The sequence below is a fragment of the Shewanella waksmanii ATCC BAA-643 genome (assembly GCF_000518805.1).
In the GTDB taxonomy this organism is placed as follows: domain Bacteria; phylum Pseudomonadota; class Gammaproteobacteria; order Enterobacterales; family Shewanellaceae; genus Shewanella; species Shewanella waksmanii.
The window spans coordinates 55,315-79,753 of sequence record NZ_JAEH01000002.1 but is presented as its reverse complement, the minus strand read 5'-3'; the positions used below and the strand labels follow the sequence as shown (position 1 = coordinate 79,753).

20 protein-coding genes and 1 tRNA gene are annotated in these 24,439 nt (G+C 41.9%); 17 read left to right on the top strand and 4 right to left on the bottom strand.

Going from position 1 to position 24,439, the window contains the following annotated elements:
* The first annotated feature begins 55 nt into the window (after positions 1–55).
* The gene (locus L865_RS0101905) at positions 56–1,216 is read left to right on the top strand and encodes a flagellar assembly protein FlgT (protein ID WP_028771676.1); all 1,161 of its coding nucleotides are present in this window, start codon (positions 56–58) and stop codon (positions 1,214–1,216) included.
* Positions 1,217–1,308: 92 nt separating this feature from the next.
* Positions 1,309–1,384 (top strand) — tRNA-Arg (locus L865_RS0101900).
* Between the two features lie 58 nt (positions 1,385–1,442).
* Here the strand turns inward: L865_RS0101900 and L865_RS0101895 are convergent.
* A complete protein-coding gene (locus L865_RS0101895; protein ID WP_028771675.1) occupies positions 1,443–2,441 on the bottom strand; it encodes an NAD-dependent epimerase in 999 nt (332 codons plus the stop codon).
* 230 nt (positions 2,442–2,671) lie between these two features.
* On the opposite strand from L865_RS0101895, the gene L865_RS0101890 reads away from it, so the two are divergent.
* The 12 genes from L865_RS0101890 (at position 2,672) to L865_RS22875 (ending at position 17,107) form a co-directional block, all read left to right on the top strand.
* On the top strand, positions 2,672–3,964 hold the full coding sequence (locus L865_RS0101890) for a motility associated factor glycosyltransferase family protein (RefSeq protein WP_028771674.1): 1,293 nt from the start codon (positions 2,672–2,674) through the stop codon (positions 3,962–3,964).
* Positions 3,964–4,230: a hypothetical protein gene (locus L865_RS0101885; protein ID WP_051484391.1), complete on the top strand. Its 267-nt coding sequence runs from the start codon at positions 3,964–3,966 to the stop codon at positions 4,228–4,230. Before L865_RS0101890 ends, L865_RS0101885 begins: the two co-directional genes overlap by 1 nt.
* Before the next feature lie 78 nt (positions 4,231–4,308).
* A complete protein-coding gene (locus tag L865_RS0101880) occupies positions 4,309–5,160 on the top strand; it encodes an N-acetylneuraminate synthase family protein (protein ID WP_037470373.1) in 852 nt (283 codons plus the stop codon).
* Positions 5,161–5,208: 48 nt separating this feature from the next.
* Positions 5,209–6,369: a class I SAM-dependent methyltransferase gene (locus L865_RS0101875; RefSeq protein WP_084632445.1), complete on the top strand. Its 1,161-nt coding sequence runs from the start codon at positions 5,209–5,211 to the stop codon at positions 6,367–6,369.
* Between the two features lie 14 nt (positions 6,370–6,383).
* Complete coding sequence (locus L865_RS0101870; RefSeq protein WP_211237682.1) at positions 6,384–7,466, top strand: ATP-grasp domain-containing protein; 1,083 nt, start codon at positions 6,384–6,386, stop codon at positions 7,464–7,466.
* The gene (locus L865_RS0101865) at positions 7,459–8,652 is read left to right on the top strand and encodes an ATP-grasp domain-containing protein (protein WP_028771669.1); all 1,194 of its coding nucleotides are present in this window, start codon (positions 7,459–7,461) and stop codon (positions 8,650–8,652) included. The genes L865_RS0101870 and L865_RS0101865 overlap by 8 nt, the downstream gene beginning before the upstream one ends.
* Complete coding sequence (locus L865_RS0101860; protein ID WP_028771668.1) at positions 8,649–9,404, top strand: SDR family NAD(P)-dependent oxidoreductase; 756 nt, start codon at positions 8,649–8,651, stop codon at positions 9,402–9,404. Before L865_RS0101865 ends, L865_RS0101860 begins: the two co-directional genes overlap by 4 nt.
* Positions 9,401–11,206 (top strand): 1-deoxy-D-xylulose-5-phosphate synthase, encoded by a 1,806-nt coding sequence (locus L865_RS0101855; protein ID WP_028771667.1) that lies wholly within the window; start codon positions 9,401–9,403, stop codon positions 11,204–11,206. Before L865_RS0101860 ends, L865_RS0101855 begins: the two co-directional genes overlap by 4 nt.
* Entirely contained in the window at positions 11,206–12,474 is a 1,269-nt protein-coding gene (locus L865_RS22880) for an ATP-grasp domain-containing protein (protein WP_051484390.1), read from the top strand. Before L865_RS0101855 ends, L865_RS22880 begins: the two co-directional genes overlap by 1 nt.
* 49 nt (positions 12,475–12,523) lie before the next feature.
* On the top strand, positions 12,524–13,432 hold the full coding sequence (locus L865_RS0101845) for a class I SAM-dependent methyltransferase (RefSeq protein ID WP_028771666.1): 909 nt from the start codon (positions 12,524–12,526) through the stop codon (positions 13,430–13,432).
* A gap of 40 nt (positions 13,433–13,472) precedes the next feature.
* Positions 13,473–15,410, top strand: a complete 1,938-nt coding sequence (locus tag L865_RS0101840; protein ID WP_028771665.1) for a glycoside hydrolase — start codon at positions 13,473–13,475, stop codon at positions 15,408–15,410.
* Positions 15,407–17,107 (top strand): cytidylyltransferase domain-containing protein, encoded by a 1,701-nt coding sequence (locus L865_RS22875; protein WP_037470371.1) that lies wholly within the window; start codon positions 15,407–15,409, stop codon positions 17,105–17,107. The genes L865_RS0101840 and L865_RS22875 overlap by 4 nt, the downstream gene beginning before the upstream one ends.
* A gap of 14 nt (positions 17,108–17,121) precedes the next feature.
* Here L865_RS22875 and pseC read toward each other — a convergent pair whose 3' ends face one another.
* Both pseC and pseB read right to left on the bottom strand, forming a co-directional pair.
* Positions 17,122–18,279, bottom strand: a complete 1,158-nt coding sequence (gene pseC / locus L865_RS0101830) for a UDP-4-amino-4,6-dideoxy-N-acetyl-beta-L-altrosamine transaminase (RefSeq protein ID WP_028771664.1) — start codon at positions 18,277–18,279, stop codon at positions 17,122–17,124.
* The gene (gene pseB, locus L865_RS0101825; RefSeq protein ID WP_028771663.1) at positions 18,276–19,277 is read right to left on the bottom strand and encodes a UDP-N-acetylglucosamine 4,6-dehydratase (inverting); all 1,002 of its coding nucleotides are present in this window, start codon (positions 19,275–19,277) and stop codon (positions 18,276–18,278) included. The genes pseC and pseB overlap by 4 nt, the downstream gene beginning before the upstream one ends.
* A 408-nt stretch (positions 19,278–19,685) precedes the next feature.
* Between pseB and L865_RS0101820 the strand changes: the two genes are divergently transcribed.
* From L865_RS0101820 to L865_RS0101810, 3 genes are all read left to right on the top strand, one after another.
* Positions 19,686–22,178: a 6-hydroxymethylpterin diphosphokinase MptE-like protein gene (locus L865_RS0101820; RefSeq protein ID WP_037470368.1), complete on the top strand. Its 2,493-nt coding sequence runs from the start codon at positions 19,686–19,688 to the stop codon at positions 22,176–22,178.
* 126 nt (positions 22,179–22,304) lie between these two features.
* On the top strand, positions 22,305–22,784 hold the full coding sequence (locus tag L865_RS0101815; RefSeq protein ID WP_028771661.1) for a DUF2947 domain-containing protein: 480 nt from the start codon (positions 22,305–22,307) through the stop codon (positions 22,782–22,784).
* 24 nt (positions 22,785–22,808) lie between these two features.
* Positions 22,809–23,369, top strand: a complete 561-nt coding sequence (locus tag L865_RS0101810) for a chalcone isomerase family protein (RefSeq protein WP_028771660.1) — start codon at positions 22,809–22,811, stop codon at positions 23,367–23,369.
* Positions 23,370–23,416: 47 nt separating this feature from the next.
* Here the strand turns inward: L865_RS0101810 and L865_RS0101805 are convergent, their stop codons facing one another.
* Positions 23,417–24,304: a DUF6268 family outer membrane beta-barrel protein gene (locus L865_RS0101805; protein WP_028771659.1), complete on the bottom strand. Its 888-nt coding sequence runs from the start codon at positions 24,302–24,304 to the stop codon at positions 23,417–23,419.
* Positions 24,305–24,439: the final 135 nt, after the last annotated feature.

The following is a 24,439-nucleotide window of genomic DNA, read 5'->3' as shown; positions in this document are numbered from 1 at the left end:
AGTGGCACTGGCAAGATTTAACGTTAATACAGATTATGGCTAACTGGACAACCAAATGAATCGATTAATATGGGGCGTGTTGTTGATACTAAGTGGCAGTTTAATGCCCACATTCGCTGCATGGGTTGATGTACAAGGCGAAGCAAAGATCATCAACAACAATGTGACTCAAGCACGAGAAGAGGCCATTCATCAAGCCCTCAGCTATGTGAGCTTACGATCTGGCGGTAGCTTTTCTAGCAGTCAACGAATTGAAAACGGCCGGCTAGTAAAAGATCAATTCTCGATGGATCAATCGATTAATATTACTCAAGTGGAACTCGTTAGCGAGCGTGTTGTTGGTGACCGCTTAATGGTTAACATACGCGCAGACGTCAACAATGGAGCAAGCAGCCTGTGCACTAACGAGTCACTGAAAGCGTCTATATTGGTCCCGCAAGCGCAACTGCACCATCGTGAGCAGCTACGTTACGGCAATATCGGCCACTTTGAGCGTCACCTATCAGAAAGACTCGGCCAAGTTATTGAGCGTCATGGTAAAGCCAGTTTTCCCCATGTTCATGCCAGTGAACGCCTAGATATCGAACAGGCTTTAATCGACATAAGAGGCTATCGCTTACCCACTTGGTTAAGCGAAATTACCGACAGCCAATACTTATTGTTGCCAGAGATCATCGACATCTCTACCGCCCCACCGGAAACAAGTTTGTTTGGCATGATAAGTGATGACCCTCAGCGCCAGTTCCAACTCAAGCTGTCGCTATACCATGGTATCAGTGGTGAGATGATCTGGAGTGAGTTATACAATTCGCCGGCACCGTGGGAGTTTAAAAAACAGCTTACAGTGCCATCTAATAGTAATATCTTTTGGTCATCAAGTTATGGAAAAAATATTGAAAACATCTTGGTCCAAGCTAGTGAAGATATAGATAAAATTCTAAATTGCCGCCCACTTCTCGGTCAAATAGTCGCCAAACAGCATGATCGTATTATCATCAATTTGGGCCGCCGCCATGGCATCAAAGTTGGCGATGAGTTTCAGTTGGTATTACAGCAGAACATGCCAGATAGACTTGATAAAATGCGCGCGATAGCTGGCCAAAGCCGCACATCTATTAGCATTGACCAAGTTACTGAAGAAAGTGCCACAGCATTACTTCAAGGGCAAAATGCCTCTTTGAATATTCAAATTAACGACCTGGCAATCAAGCAATAGCACAACAGGTCGTATAGGAATTAAGCAACTCTATTTAAAGCGCTTTAACCAGCTCTTTTCATCTAGAGTAAAACCAGTATAATCACTGGCGTCTCCCTATAGCTCAACAGGATAGAGCAGTCGCCTCCTAAGCGATCGATCGGGGTTCGAGTCCCTGTGGGGAGACCAGTTTTAATCGCTTAGTTCGCAGGCTACCGCCTCTATCCGGTTTTGCTGCTTGCCATATTTACAGGTCGTAGTATTGCTTGTACCAAGATACAAACTGTTTAACGCCTTCCGCTATTGACGTCTTTGGTCTGTATCCAGTCGCTTTTGTAAGTGCTTCGGTTGATGCCCAAGTTGCGGTCACATCTCCTGGCTGTTGCTCCATAAAGTTCTTCGCCGCTTCAATACCAAACTCTTTTTCTAGACAGGCAATAAAGTCCATTAGCTTTACCGGCGAACCATTGCCAATATTATAAATCGCATAGGGAGCGGAACTAACGTTAGGCTGACCAGTTTCACTTTTTTCGCCAGTAGGTGCTAACACCAGCACTTTCATAATACCTTCAACAATATCATCAATATAAGTAAAGTCCCTCGACATCTCACCGAAGTTATAAACATCAATAGTTTTACCAGTTGAAATCGCTTTAGCAAATTTAAACGGTGCCATATCAGGCCTTCCCCAAGGACCATAGACAGTAAAAAATCTTAAGCCTGTAGTGGGTAGACTATATAAATGAGAGTAAGTATGTGAGATTAACTCATTCGCCCTTTTTGAAGCCGCATACAGGGAAATAGGATGATCCACGGGGTCGCTTTCTAAAAAAGGCTGCTTGTCATTGAGTCCATACACGGAGCTGCTTGAAGCATAGATCAAATGCTTGATTTGATTGTTTCGACAACCTTCTAATATATTAATATGACCAATGAGGTTTGTGTCGGCATAAGTGTGAGGATTATCAATTGAATACCTCACGCCAGCTTGCGCACCAAGGTGTATAACGTAGTCAAATTTCTCAGTTTCAAACAACTCAACAACTTCTTGTCGATTAAAAATATCAACTTTAAGGAATTGAAAACTGGGATAGTTTTCGACTCTTTTTAATCGGTCAAGTTTTAAAGATACGTCGTAATAGCTATTAAGATTATCAATTCCTATGACATCAGCACCCTGTTCGCAAAGACGCAAGCAAACAGCATTACCTATAAAACCCGCCGCTCCAGTCACTAAATATTTCATACAAACCTTTATTTACCCCAAACTAATGTCAGTAGGCTACAAGAAGCAACTCCATCTATCAATCTTAAACCTGACATTGCTCAAATCAGCATCAACCGTATAACTATTTAAAATTTAAATTAAAAAAGTACAGTCTTGAGCGCTCAGATTTTGGCTTTCAACTTATTTATTACTCTTGTATATTAACTGCTACCATGCTGGCGCTGTGCCGCAGTTTACAGGGATACTAGATGACTGAGCTTTTTGATTTAAACCTGTCCATCATCGATAAGCGGTGGCCACAACTAGCCGCAAAACTCAGAAACACTTCCTTTGCTCATCTCAGCCCCAACCTTGTTGAGGGTAAAACTCAAACCATTAGTGTCGATAATATTCAACTGAGCAGTCGCCATGACAGATTTCATGAAGCAGAACTGTTGATAAGCCAATACCCTGCTGATGCTACTGAGCTATATCTTTACGGTATCGGGATGGGGGATGTCCCGAGCCTATTAATCGATATTGACCAAATTCGCTCCATTACTATTTATCCATTGAATTTAGCCTTGCTGTCGCTACTGCTGTCGTACACAGATCAAAGTGAGTGGTTGTCGAATCCTAAAGTCACATTGACAGAGCATGGTCCAGACCAACATAAACTTGCCAGCCCTCACATTGCGCTAGCCCCCGATCTTGTCTTAGCAGATGAGCAACACGCGTCACTGCGAAATTACCTCAGTTACGAGATAAATCGTCACTTTGCCAGTAATAATCATAAGAACGATCCTGATTTCGCCGCTCGTATAGCATCCAATAGATCGGTACTGGCAAGGGATGAAAGTGCGGCTGTTTTGATTGGAAGACAACAATATGACAGTGCATTAGTGATTGGTTCAGGTCCAACACTCGCAACACACTTTCGCTACCTAAAAGAGCAAAGTGAGCAGCGCCATTTAACAAAGCAACTTATCATCTGCGTAGATACCGCGCTGCTGCCGCTATTACTCAACGGAATAAAACCGGATATAGTTGTCAGTATTGATAAGAATATCCTCAAGCAGCATTTACCCCAGCCTCTTCCTGATGATGTTAAGTTAGTTTACTTCCCCACTATTAGGAACGAAATCATTGAGAGTTGGCCAGGGCAGAAGTACGTCGCCTATGCTACGCATGCGGCCTATGATGAAGTAAGCAAACAATGGCCAAAAATCCGACTATTTGCCAACGGTAGCGTGATCCATCCAGCCATTGACTTGGCGGTGAATATGCAAGTTAACGAACTGACTTTATTTGGCTGCGATTTTAGCTTCCCAAATAATAAGACTCACACCTATTGGAACCAAGGCCAGCTAGGGTCTCACCCCAAAAGTCATAAGCACTGGGTATTGAATGGTCATAATCAAAAGGTTACCACCAATCTCAACTTTAGAGCGTACTTATTAGGCCTTGAGCATTACATTCGCGCCACACCCAGCGTCACGTTTTACCAAGCAAGTAAAGACGGCGCTAACATCAATGGCTGTCAATATAGAGAGTGCTTATAGTGAACAACAACCAAATGTCTCAACTCACTAGCCTGCTAGTTGAAGCCGCGCATCATTACCGTTTAGCTCAAGAAGCTTACGGCGCGAGAAAGCTAAAACAATGTCTAACCATTATTGAACAACTCAACGGTCATCCCAGTTTCGATCAGATAATGCAAGTCATGCCAGAAATGATAACCGCCCAAGAAAATCATGATTGGCTCGGCCTCGCCGACATATTGGAGTTTGAGCTTACTGCCTTTATTGGTTCAAACTCACAACACTAGCTAGGCGTGAAAAGTTTTAGTTCAGTTTTTCCTACTCAGGGCGATAGTTAAAGTAAACTAAGGTCTCCAAAGGTCATTATGAATTCAATACCACTATTTATTGCTGAGGTTTCAAGCAATCACCACCGCGATCTGCAAAGGTGCATCCAATTTATTGAAACTGCAGCAAAGATTGGTTGCCAAGCTGTCAAGTTTCAGCTGTTTAAAATAGACCAGCTATTTGCACCGCAAATTTTAGAAAAAAGCGAAGAGCACAGAAGGCGCAAAGATTGGGAACTACCAACCGATTTCCTACCAGAACTGAAAGCCGCTTGCGATAAGAATAATATTCAGTTTGCCTGCACACCTTTTTATCTCGACGCAGTAAAAGAGCTAGCGCCATTCGTCAGCTTCTTCAAAATTGCCTCTTACGAGCTACTTTGGGATGACCTTCTCATCTCTTGTGCAAAGACATCAAAACCTGTTGTGATTTCTAGCGGAATGGCCACAATCGAAGAAATTGACCATGCCATTGATGTGTTAAAGCGTGCGGGATGCCAAGACATTACCCTGCTACATTGCGTATCAGCTTATCCCACACCGACTAAAGATTGTAATTTAGCGGTACTTGAGACTTTCCGCCAACGTTATGGCGTTAAGGTCGGTTGGTCCGATCACAGCGTATCGCCAGCCGTACTGCAGCGAGCAGTTCATAGATGGCAAGCAGATTGCATAGAATTCCATATCGATTTAGACGAAACCGGCGCTGAGTATGCGGCGGGACACTGTTGGTTGCCAGCACAAATAGCCCCGATAATTGCCGATAGCAAATTAAGTCGTATTATTGACGGTGAATCTCGCAAACAATTTGTGCCAAGTGAAGCTCCAGATAGAGATTGGCGCGCCGATCCTATTGATGGCCTTAGGCCACTAATTCATATGCGTAATTAGTCCGTATTTAATGACAGCCATAACCAATTTATATAGAGAGAAAAACTGATGGCCGACAGACGCTGTATTGTTTGCAATGAAACACAATCAACACAGGTTTTTTCTAAGCCTTATAACCTTACGGGGCTAGGCGAGGTACCGATGGAAATCCATGTTTGTGAACGATGTGGAGCAGTTTTTCAAAATCCATTACCTGATCTCGAAAAAATTCGTACGACCTATAGAGATATGTCTAACTATACAAACCCTGGGCGCTCAGGAAAACCATCGGCGACTAAAATTAACGCAGTTGAACGGCAATTAGACTATCTAAGCCAGCACGTTGATACTAAAGGCAGTGCTTTTCAAGTTGGGTGCTCCGATGGATACACGCTGCATAGGTTTCAAAAGGCTGGATGGGAAGTCGATGGCATAGATCCATCTACTTCTGCTATCGCATTAGCACACAAACAATACAACTTAACGCTGCACAATGGTTTTATAGAAGACTATATTCATGATGGCACCTTATATGACCTTATAATATTGACACATGTTCTGGAGCATTTTGTCGATCCAGCAAGTGTATTGCAGACGTGTAAAAAAATGTTAAAGGCAGATGGTTTTATATTTATAGAAGTTCCCTCACTCATTGACCAAAGCAGCTGGCCTACAGGGTATTTCACCTTTGAACACTTAAACTATTTCTCACCGGTTTCGATGCTAAACCTGATGAGTCAGTGCGGAATAGAGCCGGTAAGCCCAGTCGCAACAGACTTTGATATCAAAGACCCATATCCGATTCAAATGTGCATCGGTAAAAAAAGCGAACAGAACCTTACGATTGAGAAAGATAAAACTGCACTAAATATGTGCTGTACTTACGTTGAGCGAGATCAAAGCCTGTGGCATGAGATTAATAACAAGATAAAGAATGCCACTAATTTAGCAGAAAGAATTTGTATTTGGGGAGCAGGCGTGCATACCGCTCAATTGCTAAAAGAAACTGAATTACTCACTCTAAACAAGCCGATTATGATGGTTGATATCGATCGACAAAAATGGGGAAAACAACAAAATGGCATTCAAGTATGTTCGCCAGATGAGATTGCTATAGAGGATCCACGGCTTACAATCATTATTTCTTCGTTTGTTTTTGAACAAGAAATAAAACAAACCTTGTTGAACAAGCCATCGCTAGCTGCAACTGTCCTTACGCTTTACTCATAGCTTTTAAGATGATGATGGATATATTTGAAAGCTCAACCCAAAAGACAGAGCAAAAAAAGTGGATAATTAGCTTAGGAGGAGGAGATGCTCAACTTCCACTAATTAAAGTGGCAAAGGCAATGGGTTATCAGATTTGCATCATAGATAGAGATACTCAATGTAAAGCAGCGAAAATTGCGAACCATTTTATCCAAGAAAGCACGCATAACACGGAACTCGTAATGCTTGCATTGCAGTCATTTGACCATAAAATTAGTGCTATCTTTGCTCGAACCTCTGGTCAAGCTCTTTATACTTTTGCAGAGCTTTCGAAAAAGTACAGCATTTATGGAATAAATAAGAAGCTGGTAGCATTATGCACAGTAAAATCCATATTAAGAGAATTTGCCAAGCAACACTCCATTCCAACACCTTTTGGTAATACGAATAAACAGGATGAAAAACACACTTTCCCTCTAGTCGTTAGACCAAACTTCCCTGTCATAGGAAAACAAGCTGTTACTGTGTGCTCCAATAAGCAGGAGCTAAGTATCGCAGTTGACCATGCGGTATCACGGTCAGCGAATAAAACTGCGGATATAGCTCAATTTATCGAAGGTAAAGATATTACATTACTCGCGCACCTAAAAAGTGGGGTTGTCACACCTCTGGCCTTTTGGGATGAAATAAATCAATTTAACAGTGGTAAATTAACTGCAATTGGTTTAGCTACTCCCACAAGCTCTACAGCCAAGCTTCAACACCAGTTAATTAAATATGCAACCTTATTTGCCAAACAGTTTTTATCCTTAAATTACATCCTAGCATTCAGTTTTAGAGTGGATGAAGAGCAAAAACCTTGGCTGATTGAGGTTCACGTGGATTTAACCGGTGACCTAATTTTGGATAAATTGCTACCTACAGCTTCCGGACTAAATACTATCGAACTAATCACTCGTGGTCTGCTGGGCGAGGAATATTCTGAGCTAACAGGTCAATCAATAACGCCAACCGGAATTCTATTTAACGAGGGTGGGCATGAACTAATCAAAGTAAAAAAACAGCAAGACTTACAATCTATTTTTTATCCCAGAGAGGAAGTTAGCATCGATGAGTAATTCTAAATCTGCAATACTAATCATTGGTGCTGGTCATATGCAAATAGAGCATATTCGCTGGGCGAAAGCTTTTGATCTGCATGTCATAGTTACCGATTCTCGCAATACTGCCACAGCCATAGATTATGCCGACGATTACTACCAAATCAGTGGCAGCGACGTGACTAAACTGACTGAATTGGCAATCAAGCTCAACTCTCAATTTAACCTTATTGGTGCATACTCAGGAAGTGATTTTGGACTGGCGTCCGTAGCCGCTATTCATAAACGATTAAATCTACCAGGCTGCTCCCCTGATGCAGTAGCTTTAGCACTAGATAAGCCGAGGGCAAAGAAAATTTGGATTGACCTAGGGCTGCCGACACCTAGAATGGAGCTTTGGAAGGAACTTCCCTCATATAAACAAATAAACGAAATATCCTACCCTATAATAGTCAAACCCCTTGATTCTTGCGGTAGCCAAGGTGTTACGTCGGTTAAGGATTCTTCACAGCTCCCTGCCGCCTTCTCATTAGCGAGTAGTTTCGGTACTCCAGTTTTAATGGAAGAGTATTTCGAAGGGATTGGAATAGACACAATTGGGATAATGCGGAATGGAGAGTTCATTCCGTGCGGTATTGGCGACAGATACTTTTCTTCACCGCACCACTTTCCAACTCATGGGGTAGTGCCAACTTCTCTTGCTGATGATGACGTTAAGCAAGCATATGAACTTACTGAACAAGCGTGCCGCGCATTGGGACTAAACAATACCCCCGTCAAAGCAGACTTACTGTATCGAAATGGACAATTCACAATTATAGAAGTTTCGCCTCGATTTCACGGTGATGTATTTACTACCAAGTTAATCCCCTTCTCAACCGGCAATAGCCCAATACAGAATTGGTTTTCCTTGCTCGCAAACAAAGACACTGAAAAACAAAGCGATAAGCCAACTAAAACAGTGATTTGGAAAGCATTATTTCCCTTGTCGGACAAAATTGATTTTAACGAAGTAGAGTTATACCTAGAAAAAAACACTGCTCTTCTTGAGTTTTTTTATGAATCGAGAAGATACAAGAAACACCATAATCATCAAGATAATACTAGTTTAGTGGGCTTCTTCTGGGCCGCAGTAAACAACCAACAAGATATTGAGCCATTTTTGGATTCATTTTCTGCTCAATTTAACGGAAAACTTTTATGATTACTTTCAATTTTGATAGCAAAATTGCACTTGTCACAGGATCATCACGCGGAATAGGAAAAGCTATAGCAAAAGCGCTTCTAGAAGCTAATTGCCAAGTCATAGGTACCTATTCTAGAGATGAAAAATCCGCACGATTATGTCGACAAGATTTTGAAATATATGGCAATAGGTTTCACCTGGTTAAGAGCGACGTAAGCGATAGAGAACAGGCTAAAGCACTATTCGCACAAGCTGAAGCATATTTTGAAAAGCCTATCTCTTACCTAGTTAACAATGCGGGAATCTTAAATCAAGGTGACTTCCTAGCGCTAACTGATGAGCAATGGGACAACACGTTTGCGGTCAACTTGAAAGGCCCCTTCATCTTAAGTCAAGAGCTAATGAAACAAACTGCTCACGGCGCGGCAATTGTGAACATATCTTCAGTTGGTGGCCAAATTGGCGGTAATAAAGCGCCAGATTATGCAGCAACTAAATCGGCATTAATCAGTCTCACCCGCTCAATAGCAAGGCTGGGTGCCGACTTGAATATTAGGTCAAATGCCGTCGCACCTGGTTGGATAGCCACAGACATATTTGATGACGATCAACTCAACGCACTACAACAAGAAGCTAGTAAGGCTATCCCATTGAAAAGAATGGGTACATCTGAAGAAGTTGCTAATGCGGTACTGTTTTTACTATCAGATACCTCATCTTATATTACTGGACACTGTATTAATGTTAACGGCGGGATGTATTTCGGATGAATAAACTAAGTACGATCACCAAACCTCAAGATATAAAAGCATACAACACTGACCAGCTATCTGAGTTAGCTGACGAAATACGAGCTTTTCTGATAGATTCGATAAGCCAAACAGGTGGCCATATCGGTGCAAACCTCGGAGTAATCGAGCTTACATTGGCATTGCATTATGTTTTTGATTTTGGCACTCAATCACAAAAAGGCGGCGACAGCATATTATTTGATGTCGGTCATCAAGGATACACCCATAAGCTTATAACAGGACGGTTAGCTGACTTTAGTTCACTGAATACTCCACAAGGCATGTCGAGATTTATCTCGAACCATGAGAGCGACTATGACCTAATGGAAGCATCTCATGCGGGAACCTCCATCCCTATTGCTACGGGCATGGCGTATAGCAAATTACAAAGCAATGATGAAGGCCAAGTGGTGGCATTTATTGGCGATGGTTCCATGGTCGAAGGAATGGCATTTGAGGGGTTGAATTTTGGTGCTGAACATCCAATTCCTCTAGTCATAGTAATAAATGACAATGGTATGAGTATTCCTAAAAACCTAGGGGCTATACACAAGCTATTTTCAAGTCCCGATTGGAGTACTAAGTGTGCATTGTGGTTTAAAGCTATTGGATACGACTACATTGCAGTACCTAATGGCCATAATATGGAAGAACTAATCGACAAGCTCTCAAATGCCAAATTAAAGGCTGAAAGCAATGCCATACCAAAACCTACGGTCATTCATGTCAAAACCCAAAAAGGAAAAGGATTAGCACTCGCTGACGAACATCCATACAAAATGCATTTCTCAATGCCATTTAACCCCGTAACGGGGGCTGGTGTAGCGTCAACACTTACAGGGCAAACTTATCAAGGCATAGTGGGTGATGTTTTAGAGAAGCACATGGCTCAAGCAAGTGATATTTTTGCATTAACGCCTGCTACCCCATATGCCTCTGGAATAGAAGCATTAATGAAAGCTTACCCAACCCAAGCTATTGACGTAGGTATGGCTGAACAACACGCAGTTGGAATGGCTGTAGGTTTGGCAATGGAAAGCAAACGTGTGTTTTTGTGTTTCCAATCTACGTTCATGCAACGAGCAATAGATCAAATTTTTCATGACGTTTGCTATCCACAACATCCAATTACGATTGTCAGTGCACGGTCTGGTTTCGCAGGATTTGATGGACCGACACATCATGGTATTTATGACTTCGGTTTATTAAGAGCATTGCCCAATATCCAGATTTTCTATGCTGGGACCGCTCGCGACCTCGAAGCAATCATATCAGCGAGAGCAAGCCAGCCACACGGGCCGATGATCATCTTACACCCATACGAAACAGTTCCACTCGAAGAAACAAATTTCTTGCCATCTAAGAGTACTCCACTAAACCAAGATGAAATAATTATTGAGGGGAAAGATGGCCTTATAATCACGATTGGCAACCATATTTCAACAGCATTAGCTGTAAGAGATAAACTGTTAAATCAAAAAGGGTTAAGCTATACGGTGTTAAACCTTAGGTGGATAAAACCACTTGCCCAATCTAGCTTAGTACCGCTATTAACTAAGCATAAACACGTCGTAACCATAGAAGAAAGCCAAAAAGACGGTGGTATAGGGGTGGCAATAAATCAATTGCTAACGGACAACAATATAGACGCTAAATTATGTGTTAATGCACTAGAACAAGGGTTTTTCCCTGCTGGAGATAAAGAAAGTTTATGTGCAGTTGGTAAGATAGATTCTCAATCTGTATACCAAAACATTATTGCTAACCGGAGCATGGGGTAATGGCCACAGTAAAGCATTTACTTGTTCTTGGTGCGGGTGCTGATCAAGTTTACATGATCCAAACCGCACAAAGTATGGGCATTAAAACGGTGGCTGTAGATTTAAACCCCCAAGCTCCTGGTTTATTTCTGGCTGATTATTCTAAGGCGATTGACTTTTCGGATGTTAAAAGTGTAATTGACTACTGTGAAAGCCTAATTGAACAGGGGGTTAATCTAGCAGGCGTTGCAACCATGGGAAGTGATATACCTCACTTAATCGCCCAGATCGCATCGCATTTCAATTGGCGAGGTCCCAGTCAAGAAACAGCTCGGTGGGCAACCCACAAATATCAAATGAAACGTCGATTGGTAACGATGGGAATTCCTGTCCCGTCATTTGCTTTAGTCCAGACAGAAAGTGATGTTATGCGAAACTGGCAAGATTGGCGTTGTGAAAAAGTAATAATTAAACCAACGGATAGAGCGGGCTCACGCGGTGTAAGAATTATAGCAGATCAGACAGACATTCAAGACGCATTGACGCATGCAAAGTCATTTTCTTTAAACAACGAAATTCTGCTAGAAGAATATATACCAGGGCGCCAAATTAGCACTGAGAGCATTATTGTTGAGCAACGCTCTTGCACACCTGGTTTTGCAGATAGAGTATATGAAGGCATGGAGTGTTTTTGGCCTAATATTATGGAAAATGGTGGCTGGCTCCCTAGTTCACTCACCTCAACAGAGAAACATGACATCTGTTTATTAGTAGAGAAAACAGCTCGAGCTTTAGGGGTTAATTGCGGTGTTGCCAAAGGAGATGTGGTAATTTGTCCTTCACGCGGGCCCATGATTATCGAAATGGCGGCACGATTAAGTGGCGGTGACTTCGCTGCAAGCCTAGTACCATTAGCAACTGGCATTAACTACGTAAAAAGCGTTATAAATCTCGCCTTAGGTAAAGATGTTAATCTAAAAGCGCTAACGGCTGAGGACAAATGTGCTGTGGCAAACCGCTACTTCTTTCTTCCACCAGGAAAATTGGAAGCCATTGAAGGTATCGATTGGCTTGGACAACAAGAATTCTGCTGCAAAGTGGAGTTTTACCCCAGTATCGGAGAACAACTTCACCATATCCAATCTCACGGTGACCGCGCTGGCGTGTTCGTCCTAAAAGCGGACAACCGCTCAATATTAGCTGAATATATAGAGTTAGTTTATAGCACTTTAAAATTTAAGATTGATGGTCACTGGTATTCAGGCCGTCCAACTAGCCTTCTTGAGTAGATATAACTAGATACCACCAAGCTTAATTGAATATATGAAAAGGTAAGCTATGCCAGAAGAATCCAAACATCATCGTGGACCTGTTATTGACAAAGTTGATAATAAGGAAGTTGTTGACTGCCAAGTATGTGGTTTCAAGCACGTATTACCCTTACCGACGAAGGCAGAACAAGAAGATTTTTATCGTCAAGACTTTTATGAATCAGAGAAACCTTTATTTTTTAAACAAAAAGAGGAGGATGAGTCTTGGTTAACCCTTCAATATTCGGATAGATACGATACATTTGAATCATCCCTACCTGACTCTAGAAGAAGAATTCTTGACGTAGGTACAGGTCCTGGTTTTTTTCTTAAACACGGTAAAAGTAGAGGTTGGGAAGTAAAAGGGATCGAGCCATCAACTAGCGCGGCACAATACGCTAACACTATGGGATTAGATGTCGATGAGGCATTTTTAGATGCTAGTAATTCAAACAAACTAGGTAAATTTGACGTGGTTCACGCAAGTTTAGTTCTGGAACACGTCTACAACCCAATAGAATTAATTCAATTGATGCACTCAATGTTAGAAGAAGGCGGTCTTCTATGCATTACAGTACCAAACGATTATAATCCCTTCCAAGCTACTTTAAGAGAAGTTGACACGTTCCAACCATGGTGGGTGTGCCCAACTCACCACGTGAATTATTTTTCACCACATAGCCTATCTACCTTAATTTCGAACAGTGGGTTTACTATTCTTCTGAAAGAAACTTCATTTCCTATGGATCTTTTTTTGCTAATGGGAGACAACTACGTTAACGATGGTAAGCTTGGACGTACTTGCCACCATAAACGAGTGGCATTTGATACAAAACTGGCGAATGCAGGGAGAAATGATTTAAAAAGAAAACTATATCAAGCATTTGCTGAGCTAGATATCGGAAGAGAAATCTGCATTTATGCAAAGAAAAATTAGGTTCGTAAAAGAGTTTTAGCACTGAAATAGAGACAATTGAATGACATCGGATAGAGTTCAGCCAAAAACCAATATTTATGCAATATTTCATATGAATTTAGCTTTTTCTTCTATTGAAATAGAGTCTCATGCCAAAGTCATAAATAAATGTTATTGGCCAATTTTAAATCTAGTCGAATCTGGCTACCCTATTGCTCTGGAAATGACGGCTTATACACTTGAAGCCATTAGTGCAATTGCTCCTGAATGGGTTGCTAAGTTCAAGCAACTGTTGAAAAGTAACCAATGCCAACTAATTGCAAGTGGCGATAGTCAAATTATCGGCCCACTGATCCCTACAGAAGTTAATAAAAATAATCTGAGAATAGGTTTAAACTCCTATAAAAATATACTCGATGTTAGCCCGAAAATTGCTTATGTAAATGAGCAAGCAATCTCGGCAGGATTACTTGATATCTACCTCGATGCAGGATTTGAGGCTGTAGTTGTAGAGTGGGATAATCCATACTCTCATAGTGAAGATTGGACAAATAAAGATTTTTTCAAACCACAGCAACTTAAAACTGCAAGCGGCCGTTCAATAAAGGTGGTATGGAATAATGCAATAGCGTTTCAAAAGTTCCAACGTTACGCTCATTCTGAAACGGTGCTAGAAGATTATTTAGGTTATTTAGAAAAAACAACTTCAATGGGAATGTTAGCTTTTCCAATTTATGGTAGCGACGCAGAGGTATTTGACTATAGGCCTGGGAGGTATAACACCGAATCGGCTAAGATTAGTCAAGAATGGAAGAGAATAAGCGAACTATTTGACCATCTCTCGAAAAATCAGCGATACCATTGGTGTCATCCATCAGAGCTACTAGCCTTAGCTTCGAACGAAGAGCCGTTGCATATAACCAATGCAGCACACCCCGTTTCTGTCAAAAAACAAGCAAAGTATAATATTACACGCTGGGGCCTTAGTGGACGCAATGATTTACAGTTAAATACTTACTGCAATAGTAGGTATGAGTACCTCATAAAAAATACTATTGATGACGATGAACAATGGCGTGCACTTTGCCGATTATGGTCTAGCGACTATCGTACTCATTTAACAGAACTACGTTACCAAAAAATAACAGTCCCACCCCAAAAGAGACTAGACAGACTTGCGAAACTCAAAGACCCTGCAGCTGAAGGCACCGACGTAATTTTTGATAGAAATCGCAAGCGAGTATCCATAAACACTGGAAACTTACAATTGGTACTCAATGCTGGACGAGGCCTCGTAATAGAGAGTTTAGCATTTGCTAGTAATAATTTTATCCCTGTAGTCGGTACATTATCCCACGGACACTTTGACCACATAAGTTATGGTGCAGACTTCTATAGTAACCATATGCTAATGGAAAGGTTCAAACAAAGAGACAGGATAACTGACTTAAACCCAATTAATTATGAGATAAGCCATGAAGGTAGTGAGACACTAATACAATGCCGCCAAGACTTATCCATTGGCACCGTTGTAAAGTATTACAGAATTATTGGCGAATCCGTAACGACAGGCTTTATCTTTAATAATCAAGAGCGCCCAGAAGCCTCGCTTAGGCTTGGATTTATTACTTTGCTCAATTGTGATAGCCGGTGCTGGTACCAAACACACTTAGGGAGTGATCACTTCGAACGGTTCAATTCAACTACAGATTTTGACCATGGTCAGCCAGTTTCTTCGATAGTCTCTGCTAACGGGGCGTTAGGCGCTACACAAGGCAAAATTGCATTTGGTAATGACCAAAGTGGTGTTCTATTAGATTGGCGCCCTAGTCAATGTGCCGCGCTGCCAATGCTAACCAGTAAAAGGGTTGGCAATTTGTTTTTCAACAGACTCTGGTTTTCTCTTATCGAAGCTGATGAAACCCTTAAAGCTGGCGGTGAACTTTGTGATTTCGAATTCACTATACGTCCATTTTCGATGGAGTCCGAAAATACATGAACACCCTAGCCATTGTCGGCGCAAGACTAAACTCAAGCAGGCTGCCAGGAAAGCATTTACTTGAACTCGCTCAAGAACCAATGATTAAGCGTTTATGGCAACGTTTAATCAAATGTAAAAATGTCGATCACTCAGTGCTAGCGACGACGGCAGATCAATACAACCAGCCTTTATTAGAGTGGGCTCAAGCCTCACAAGTTGAAAGTTTTGCCTATAATGGCGACGTTAACGATTTAGTTGGGAGAATAGATGCCGTAATTAGACATCACAAACCTAAATATATTGTGTACATTTGTGGCGATAGTCCTTTAATTGAACCTGCATTTATAGACCATGGAATAGCTAAGTTAAAATCAAACCCAGCCGCGGAAAAAATAGTTCTTTCAGAGCATGTGAGAACACTTCACGAGGGCATGTCTTTTTACAGCGCTGAAGGCTGGGAAAAGTTAGCTAAAATAAGTTCGACTAAAATGGCTAAAGAGCATGTTGGCTATGGCGACGTAGAAGTACCAACCTTAAACAAACTGGCAATTGACGATGTCGCTGATTACAGCCAAATAAAACACCGCATCTCCGTTGATACACCTGCAGACTACCACTTTATGCAAACAATATATCAAAAATGGTATGAAAATAACCCAGCGTCCAGCATTGTGAGTTTACTGTGGGTTCAAGAGCAATTGCTAAGCACAAACAGCCTTAGAGAAATAAACCAACACGTCACTCAAAAGCTAGCCAATCAAAAGTATAAAAAAGTTTCGCTGTACTGCCACACTTCAGCAGAAGCTGGTGCAGGACATCTAAGAAGGTGCGCACTGCTCGCAGCAGGACTGCAAGAGCATTTAGGGTTTGGCACCACAATTTATATTCATGGCACCCCTCTCAATTACCCGTGGCTTAATACCCAACATCAATGGCTTGCAAGCGAAAGTGACCTTTTAAATATGCTTAAAAAGGACAAAAATCCAATATTACTAATGGATTTTTCACCTAGGCATATCAACATGATGAAACTGTCTGATTTATGCCGAACGTTAACTGAAAAGCAAATTATCGCAATCGATCAGCTAGGTGAGCTACAACCATGGGTTGACCTTGTATTCATCCCAAGTTTTTATTCCGAACTTAAGGCAACGAATGTTTCATTTGGTTGGCAAAACTACTTAAGCCAACCCGCAAAAACAAATCCAAGAAAAAATCGTCAAATATTGATAATGACAGGTGGAAGCGATGCCTTAAATTATGGGAATCAACTCCCTAGTTTATTAGAAGAGTCCGGAATAGATTGGCCTATCCTATGGGTTCAAGGACCTATGGCTCAATCGCCTAAATTAAAAATGGGCAGTAACATCAAAGTACTAAAAAACCCAGATAATCTATTGCAGCTAATGGCTGAGTCGGAGATTATTTTAAGTTGCTACGGCTTATCCTTTTTTGAATCTTTAGCGAATTACGCCGCCACAATTCTCCTACCTGTTGCCCACCTTTGCGACAAAAATGAAATCACTGCACTCGAAAAGGAAAACTGCTGCATCATCAGTAAATCTTTGCAAGATTCGATAGACAAACTTCAGGACTTAATAAAAAACAAACAACAAATTTCTACTCTGCAAGATGCCGCGATTCAAAAGTTCAACACCAGCCAAAAAACGGGAGTTAAAAAGCTTTGCGAGCTTGTGCAGGCATCAATCACTTAGTATTCCTTAAACGATTAATACTCTGTCAATGCCAGCTGATTAAGCTCTGTAATAATAAAATCAACCTCTGAAGCATTGAGATTTGGATGAAGTGGTAACGTAAGGATCTGCTGATAAAATGCTTCAGCTTGCGGAAAGTCACCGCTCTGAAATCCCAATTTCAAATAAAAAGGTTGCAAGTGAACGGGGTAATAATGCACGTGCACTTGTATCCCCTTCTCTCTCATTTTATTGAACACCTGTTTGCGTTGTTGAAAATTCAGCAAACGCACGATCTGCAAGTGATAAGCACTTTGGGATGAGGTAATTGGTTTAACGGTGAAAATATGTTTAGCATCTAGGCCAGCATCATAAGATTGGGCAATTTGGTTACGGGTAGCCACAAAATCATCTAGGCGCCCCAATTGCGTTATCCCTAGTGCTGCCTGCAACTCCGTCATCCGGTAATTAAAACCCAAATGATGCTGTTCGTAATACCATTCACCTTCATCAGGTCGCAGCAGTTGCGTAGGTTCTTTGGTCACGCCATGACTGCGTAACATCGCCATTTTCTCTGCAAGATCGCTATCTTGAGTGGTAGCGACGCCGCCCTCTGCGGTAGTGATGATTTTTACCGGGTGAAAACTGAATATGCAAACTTTACTGTACTGACACGCGCCAATTTTCTCTGAACCGTAATCACCACCAATAGCATGTGATGCATCCTCGATAATGTCAAAACCATACTGGTCAGCTAATAAGGCTAACTTAGCCATATCACAGCTATGACCGGCAAGATGTACGGCAATAACAACTTTGGGCAAGGTTCCTGTTTGGTTTGCTACAGCAAGTTTAACGGCAAGCGCATCTGGGCATAGGTTGCCGGTGTTAATATCAATATCGACAAAATCTACACTGGCGCCACAGTAAAGTGCACAATTTGCAGACGCAACAAAGGTTATCGGCGAGGTCCATACGCTATCGCCATTGCTCACCCCTAACGCTAAGCAAGCAATATGTAATGCTGAAGTCGCGCTATTGACCGCAACCGCATACTTAGCCTTAGTATAATCACAAATTGCTTGTTCAAATTGCGGTACTTTAGCGCCTTGAGTCAAAAAGTCAGACTGCAACACATCAACGACTGAGTCGATATCGAGTTGGTTAATGTCTTGCTGGCCGTACAAAATCACTGTTCTTGGATCTCATCTAACGCAAGTATCTCTTCGACACTTAGAAAATGCGTGTTGCTGCCTGAGTTAAAGTCAAACCCTTCACTGACCAGCTGCCCTTTTTCACCGAGTTTATTGGTGGTGTAATCAATATCCCCACCATAAAATCGGATACTGGGTGTAATCACAAAGTGATCGTCAAATACTAAAGTATGATGTGAATCATCTGCTGGGCACATGATCTCATGCATTTTTTCACCAGGGCGAATACCGATAATTTCTTGTTGCAGATTGGGGGCATAAGCCTGAGCAATATCGGTTATTTTTACCGATGGAATTTTGGGAACAAAAATTTCCCCGCCTTGCATACGAGAAAAATTCTTCAATACAAAATTAACCCCATCTTGCAAGGTGATCCAAAAGCGGGTCATATCGGGGTGAGTAATAGGTAGTGAAGTTGCGCCATTGGCTATCATTTGCTTGAACAGAGGCACAACAGAGCCTCTAGAACCGACCACGTTGCCGTAACGTACAGCGGCAAAGCGGGTTTTGCCTGAACCGACTATATTATTGGCCGCAACAAAAAGCTTATCCGATGCAAGCTTAGTGGCGCCATATAAGTTAATTGGGTTTGCAGCTTTGTCGGTAGAGAGTGCAATAACCTTTTCAACATTATTGGCAATCGCCGCTCTGATGACGTTTTCTGCACCATGAATATTGGTTTTAATACACTCCATTGGGTTGTATTCTGCAGCTGGCACTTGTTTGATTGCCGCTGCGTGGATGACGTAATCCACATCTTTAAACGCCTGCATTAGCCTGTCACCATCACGCACATCACCAATAAAGTAACGCATGCATGGATCATCAAAAACTTGCTGCATTTCGTATTGCTTTAGTTCGTCCCTGGATAAGATAATTAAGCGCTTGGGCTTATATCTAGCGAGAATAGTTTTGGTGTATTTTTGACCAAACGAACCGGTGCCGCCTGTTATTAAAATTGATTTATTGTCAAACATGTACTCTCCATATTCCCACTCGCTACAACGCATAATAAAACTTAATCAGCGCTGTTGATAATTTGCTCTTTAACGCCGCACTATCTACATTAAAGCAATTTTTACACCATACTGACCTTTCGTGCTTGAATCAAACTTGTTGAATATCACGCAGTGGCAATGTCTAGCTGGCTATTATTATAAATACTTTCAATTTTAGTAACTTAATGCGCGATGTCTAACATTATTTGTATAGAAAGCCGATGAACCCGATTATTTGCGCATTTTTTCGCTCAATCACTGACATATGCTATAAATGATGGCATGAAAATCGCATTTATCTGAATGCAAAAGAAATGAACCTAAGTTAAGTACTCACCGTGACATTTTTTTGACAGATATTTTCGATAAGCCATCGTTGAGGGTAAAATGCTAAACAATCAGACCGAGATAGCCAGCACATTCGCTGTCAGTCAATTTAACGAATACTATTTACCCAGTGTAAATCGAAAAACATTCGAAAAAATCGACTCTACCACTCTCTACAACAACAAGTTTAAGACACCATTCTCAGTTGAAGATACGCTGCACATCATTGTTGGGTTAGACTCAGGCCTATTAGCCAATTTTGTGATGAACAGCTTAGCGACCGAAAATAGCAAATATGTTTTTGTCGAATCCGATGCTGTTTTGTCGATGTTAACTGTCGATATTCCTGCTGAACAACAAGATAAGATTCACGTGGTTAGCTTTGATGAGTTCGCAGAACTGATTAAAGAACCCCAATTTAATCTCTATATCGTTAAACAAAAGTTCAAGTTACATCGCTCTTTAGCTGTAGAGAGTAACCATTTAGAAAGCTACACCATTTTATATGCCAGTGTAGACAATACAATCAAGCAGGAATTTTTTGAGCAAAGCGTCGGTTTTTCACAGAAAATCTTTGTAAAGACTCAACTAAAAAATGTTGCCGAAACGAATAAGCCTGCCAGTATCCTCAAGCACAAATTCAACGGCAAAACCTGTATTGTCCTAGGGGCAGGCCCCTCGTTAGACGATGAAGTGAGTTGGATAAAGGAAAACGCCACCAACCTCGTCATTATCGCCGTTTCTCGCATTGCCGGAAAGCTAGAAAAACTCGCGATAAAACCTGACATTATCGTCTCGGTCGACCCTCAAGCGGTGAGTTTTGATGTAAACAAAGACCTCATGTCCCTTCCGCCGCAATCGTTGCTTATTTGCTCCTATCATGTCGCGCCGCTAATTCTAGGGCAATGGGGTGGAAGTGTGCTGTATACCGGAACCAAATACCCATGGTATAACTCTGTCGCTAACGACAATATTCAGTCTATTGGGCCCACGGTGACGAATGCCGCACTAGAAATCGCGATTGAAATGGGCTTTGAACAAATCCTCATGTTGGGCGCTGACTTTTGTCACTCGCAAGCTGGAGTTAGCCATACTTCAGGAACTTATGGAGCAAGTTTGGGACCGAATATAGGTACAATGCATGAGTGGGTAGAAACCTATTCAGGTGAGATGGCAGAAACCCCAATGCAACTACTTAGTGCGGCAGAGACTATTGCCGAACAAGTAAAAGCCAATAGTAATCCAACCTACATCAATTTATCAAAAAACGCCGCTAAAATTCCTGGAGTGATATATCAGGATACTGCTGATGTGGAGCTTAATCGAATTAGTACCGAGCAGCGAGCCCTACTCAATCCTAGCCAGCACCACTGTAGTAACGATGAGTACCTGCAATCGCTGAGCCTATCTAACGATCAATTAATCACTACCCGCAAAAAACTCAACGCACTCATTGATAAGAACTCTGACGCACTTCACCTAATAGATAAAATAGAAAGAAACATAAACAGTAATGAGAAAGTAGCAAAGCTTGCTAACAAGCTTGAAAAAATTGAAACATCCATTAGCAATCAATTTAGTAGCCTTTCTGCACTAATAAAGTTTTATGGCTACTATGAGTTCAGTCACTTTCTGTCGACCAAATCGATGGATGAAGGCAGTGACTGGACCCAAGAAGAAATTAATACCAGAACCCGCATTTACTATAATGCTTTTAAAGATATGGGGAATGAAATACTTGACCATGTCGAGCAAGCTTTAACGCTGTTAGCAATGCGAAAAGCAGAATTTTCAAGCAGTCCAAATTTGGACGAACTGATTAGATATTGGCGTGAGAATAATCTTTGCGGCCGCGCACTCATTTGGCAGCAACGTAACCCTGAAAAGTATGAGCAACTCTCAAGTACTGATAAGGCTAATTTGACGCAATGCCAGCAAGATTATCTAAACCTGTTTATTGTTAAAGCGTACATCAATACACCGGAAGATAAACAGGTTAGAGCCCTAGATAAAGCCCAGTTTAAGCTGCAAACTTTGATGCTAACCAAACACCTATTAGGCATCTCAAAGATGGCGCAATATACCGCGCCTTTCATCGATAGTGATCCGCTTGTGGCACGCTTGCATAATCTCGCTCTGAGTTATCAATACACGCTAGAAGGCAACAACGCACAGGCGTTGACAGCGGTAATGCAAACGCCTGAATCAGACCGCCACGAAGAGGATCTCAAACAAATTGTGCAGTTAAGCCTCAAACTCAGCGATTTAGAGTCCGCATTACAACATTACCCCGCACTGACAAAGTTCAGTGATGAATACCTGCCACTGTACGCGCATAGTTTACGGCTGGCAGAAAGACCCCAAGAAGCGCTCGAGGTCTATCTAGACTATTTGGACAAATACCCTCAGGACATTCCGGTAACACTGAAGTTAGGTATTTTCTTAGCCGAGGTTGGCCAAATTGATGGCGCTAAGTCCTGCTTCCTGCAGGTGCTCGATATCGACCCGGACAACTATGCCGCTAAAAATTATCTACAGCAGGTAGGCGGATAGCCAGTATCAGGGTGAAAGATGGACTATCTTTCGCCCTGTTTGATTGACCTTTATGACAATACTCGCATTCATATATTGGCTAGGGTTATAATGCGCGGGTCATTCATTTTTTACCTTTGAGGCATTGTGGCACACACCTACCTTCCCCTTGAACAATACAAACGCAAATGGATTTTTAATCACAAAGATCTTCCTGTCTCTGAGGCCGATAAGGCACTCATCAAACCATTAGATCAAAAATCGTCGATGGAAGTTTGGAACAAGTGGATTAGTAACCGCAGCAGCCGTACCGAACAGTTTACCAAAGGTGATTGGGCCGCTAAAGGTGATGCCTGGAGCGAAACTGACCACTGGCAAAGTGCCTGGGACAGTGAAGATTCATCCATGCCAGAAATTTTGCAGCTACATTTTGACTGGCTAGAAGAAGCACCGGTCTATTTTTGCTATGAAAAGTATCAAGTCATAGAAACAACTTGGGGTGTATTTGCGCGCAACTGGAAGTGCTTTTTGTTTTTTGACGACGGTCCTTTGCTTATCTCGCCAAAGAAGAAACAGGCGGCGATATTCCATCAGTCTGGTCAATATCAAGTTGGCTCACGCGGTTAAGCCATAATTATTTAAAGAGGTTATATGAAGTCCCTCAAAACCAGTATATTAGCTGCAGCGTGTCTGCTAGCCATACCTGCACAAGCCACCACGGTTAGCGGTATTGAAATCGCTGACAATATTAAGCCAGCACAAGACACGCTTGTGTTAAATGGTGCAGGTGTTCGCAGCAAGTTTTTTATCGATCTTTATGTTGGCAGCCTATACCTGTCGCAGCCAAGTCAGCAACTTGACGATATTCTGGCACAGCCCAGTGTCGCAGTGCGGCTCAATATCACCTCAGGTATGATCACTAGTGATAAAATGAAGGCAGCCATCATCGAAGGTTTTGATGATGCAACCGATGGTGATACCCAGGCCATTCAGCCACAGATTGATGCCTTTATGGCGCTATTTTCCGATGAAATAAAACAAAATGATCAGTTTACTTTATTGGCACAAAAGCAAACTGGAGTCACGGCATATAAGAACGGCCAGGCACAAGACACCATTAGCGGAGAAGCGTTCCGTCAAGCACTACTGAAAATTTGGTTGGGTGACCAGCCTGCGCAGAAGAGCCTTAAAAAGGCAATGTTGGGTCAATAAGCCAATTAACTTAAATACTGCCCCAGCCAAATAACTGGGGCACGAGTTTAAAATTTGTATTCTAATGCCAGCGCCAGCGCTGTCTGATTATCAATCTCTTCCACGATTTCTGGACTATTGAGCTCCATTTCACTGTTGAAATAGTAACCTGCATAGCCATTTAACATTAGCGAATCTGTGACCGCCCAACCGGCACGCAAGAAGCTGACCCACTCATCTATCTCAATTGTCTGTTCATCATCGGCGACTAAAAAGCGTTGAGTACGTTTAGATGCGCCAAAACCCATATCGATCGTGTCGGTAAATTGATAACTCAACTCTAAACCCGCAGGCCCACTAAAACCGGCACTAAATGGGTTACTAAGCTTCAACTGTTCAGATATCTGCCAATTCACGGCGAGGTAAGGCACAGTACGAACTTCAGAGATATCATTAAGGTAAGCTACCCCCAAACCCAGCAAGTTGCCATTTCCAAAACGATACATACCCGATGCAACGACACCATAGCTTTGCGCATTAGAAGACGATGCACCATCGGCATAGGCATACTGCAGTTTAGGCGCCAGCATGAACATCCACTGGGCATTGGGTCGATACATTAAAGAGAGCCCTGCCCCATAACGGTCAACATCTCCCCAAGGCGCAATATTATTGGCAAACAAGGTTTGATTGCTCTGTGCCCAGTCAAAGTTGAGCTTGTCGTAATTAACGTTCAATCCAATAGACCATTGACGATTGATCGGAATACCGGTTTTTGCCCCCAGCAACCAAGTATCCCGCTGCAGATTTTGACCTTGGTCACCCACATCTGCTTCAAAGGTAGAAATTCGCGATACTGACACACTGAAAGGAGAGTATGGTTTACCGGCAGCATAACTAGGAGCTGACAGCAAAGACGATGCAACCACAACAGTACTTAATTTAACAAAGTTCATGCTAACTCCATTAGCGAAAAATAGGTGTCCGACGTTTAACTTATTGAGTGTTCAACAACGGACGATATTGTTATTGTTGCATAATGTACGAAAGCCAAGTTGAAGTCGATCACCTTTGTGTGACAATTTGCTAAA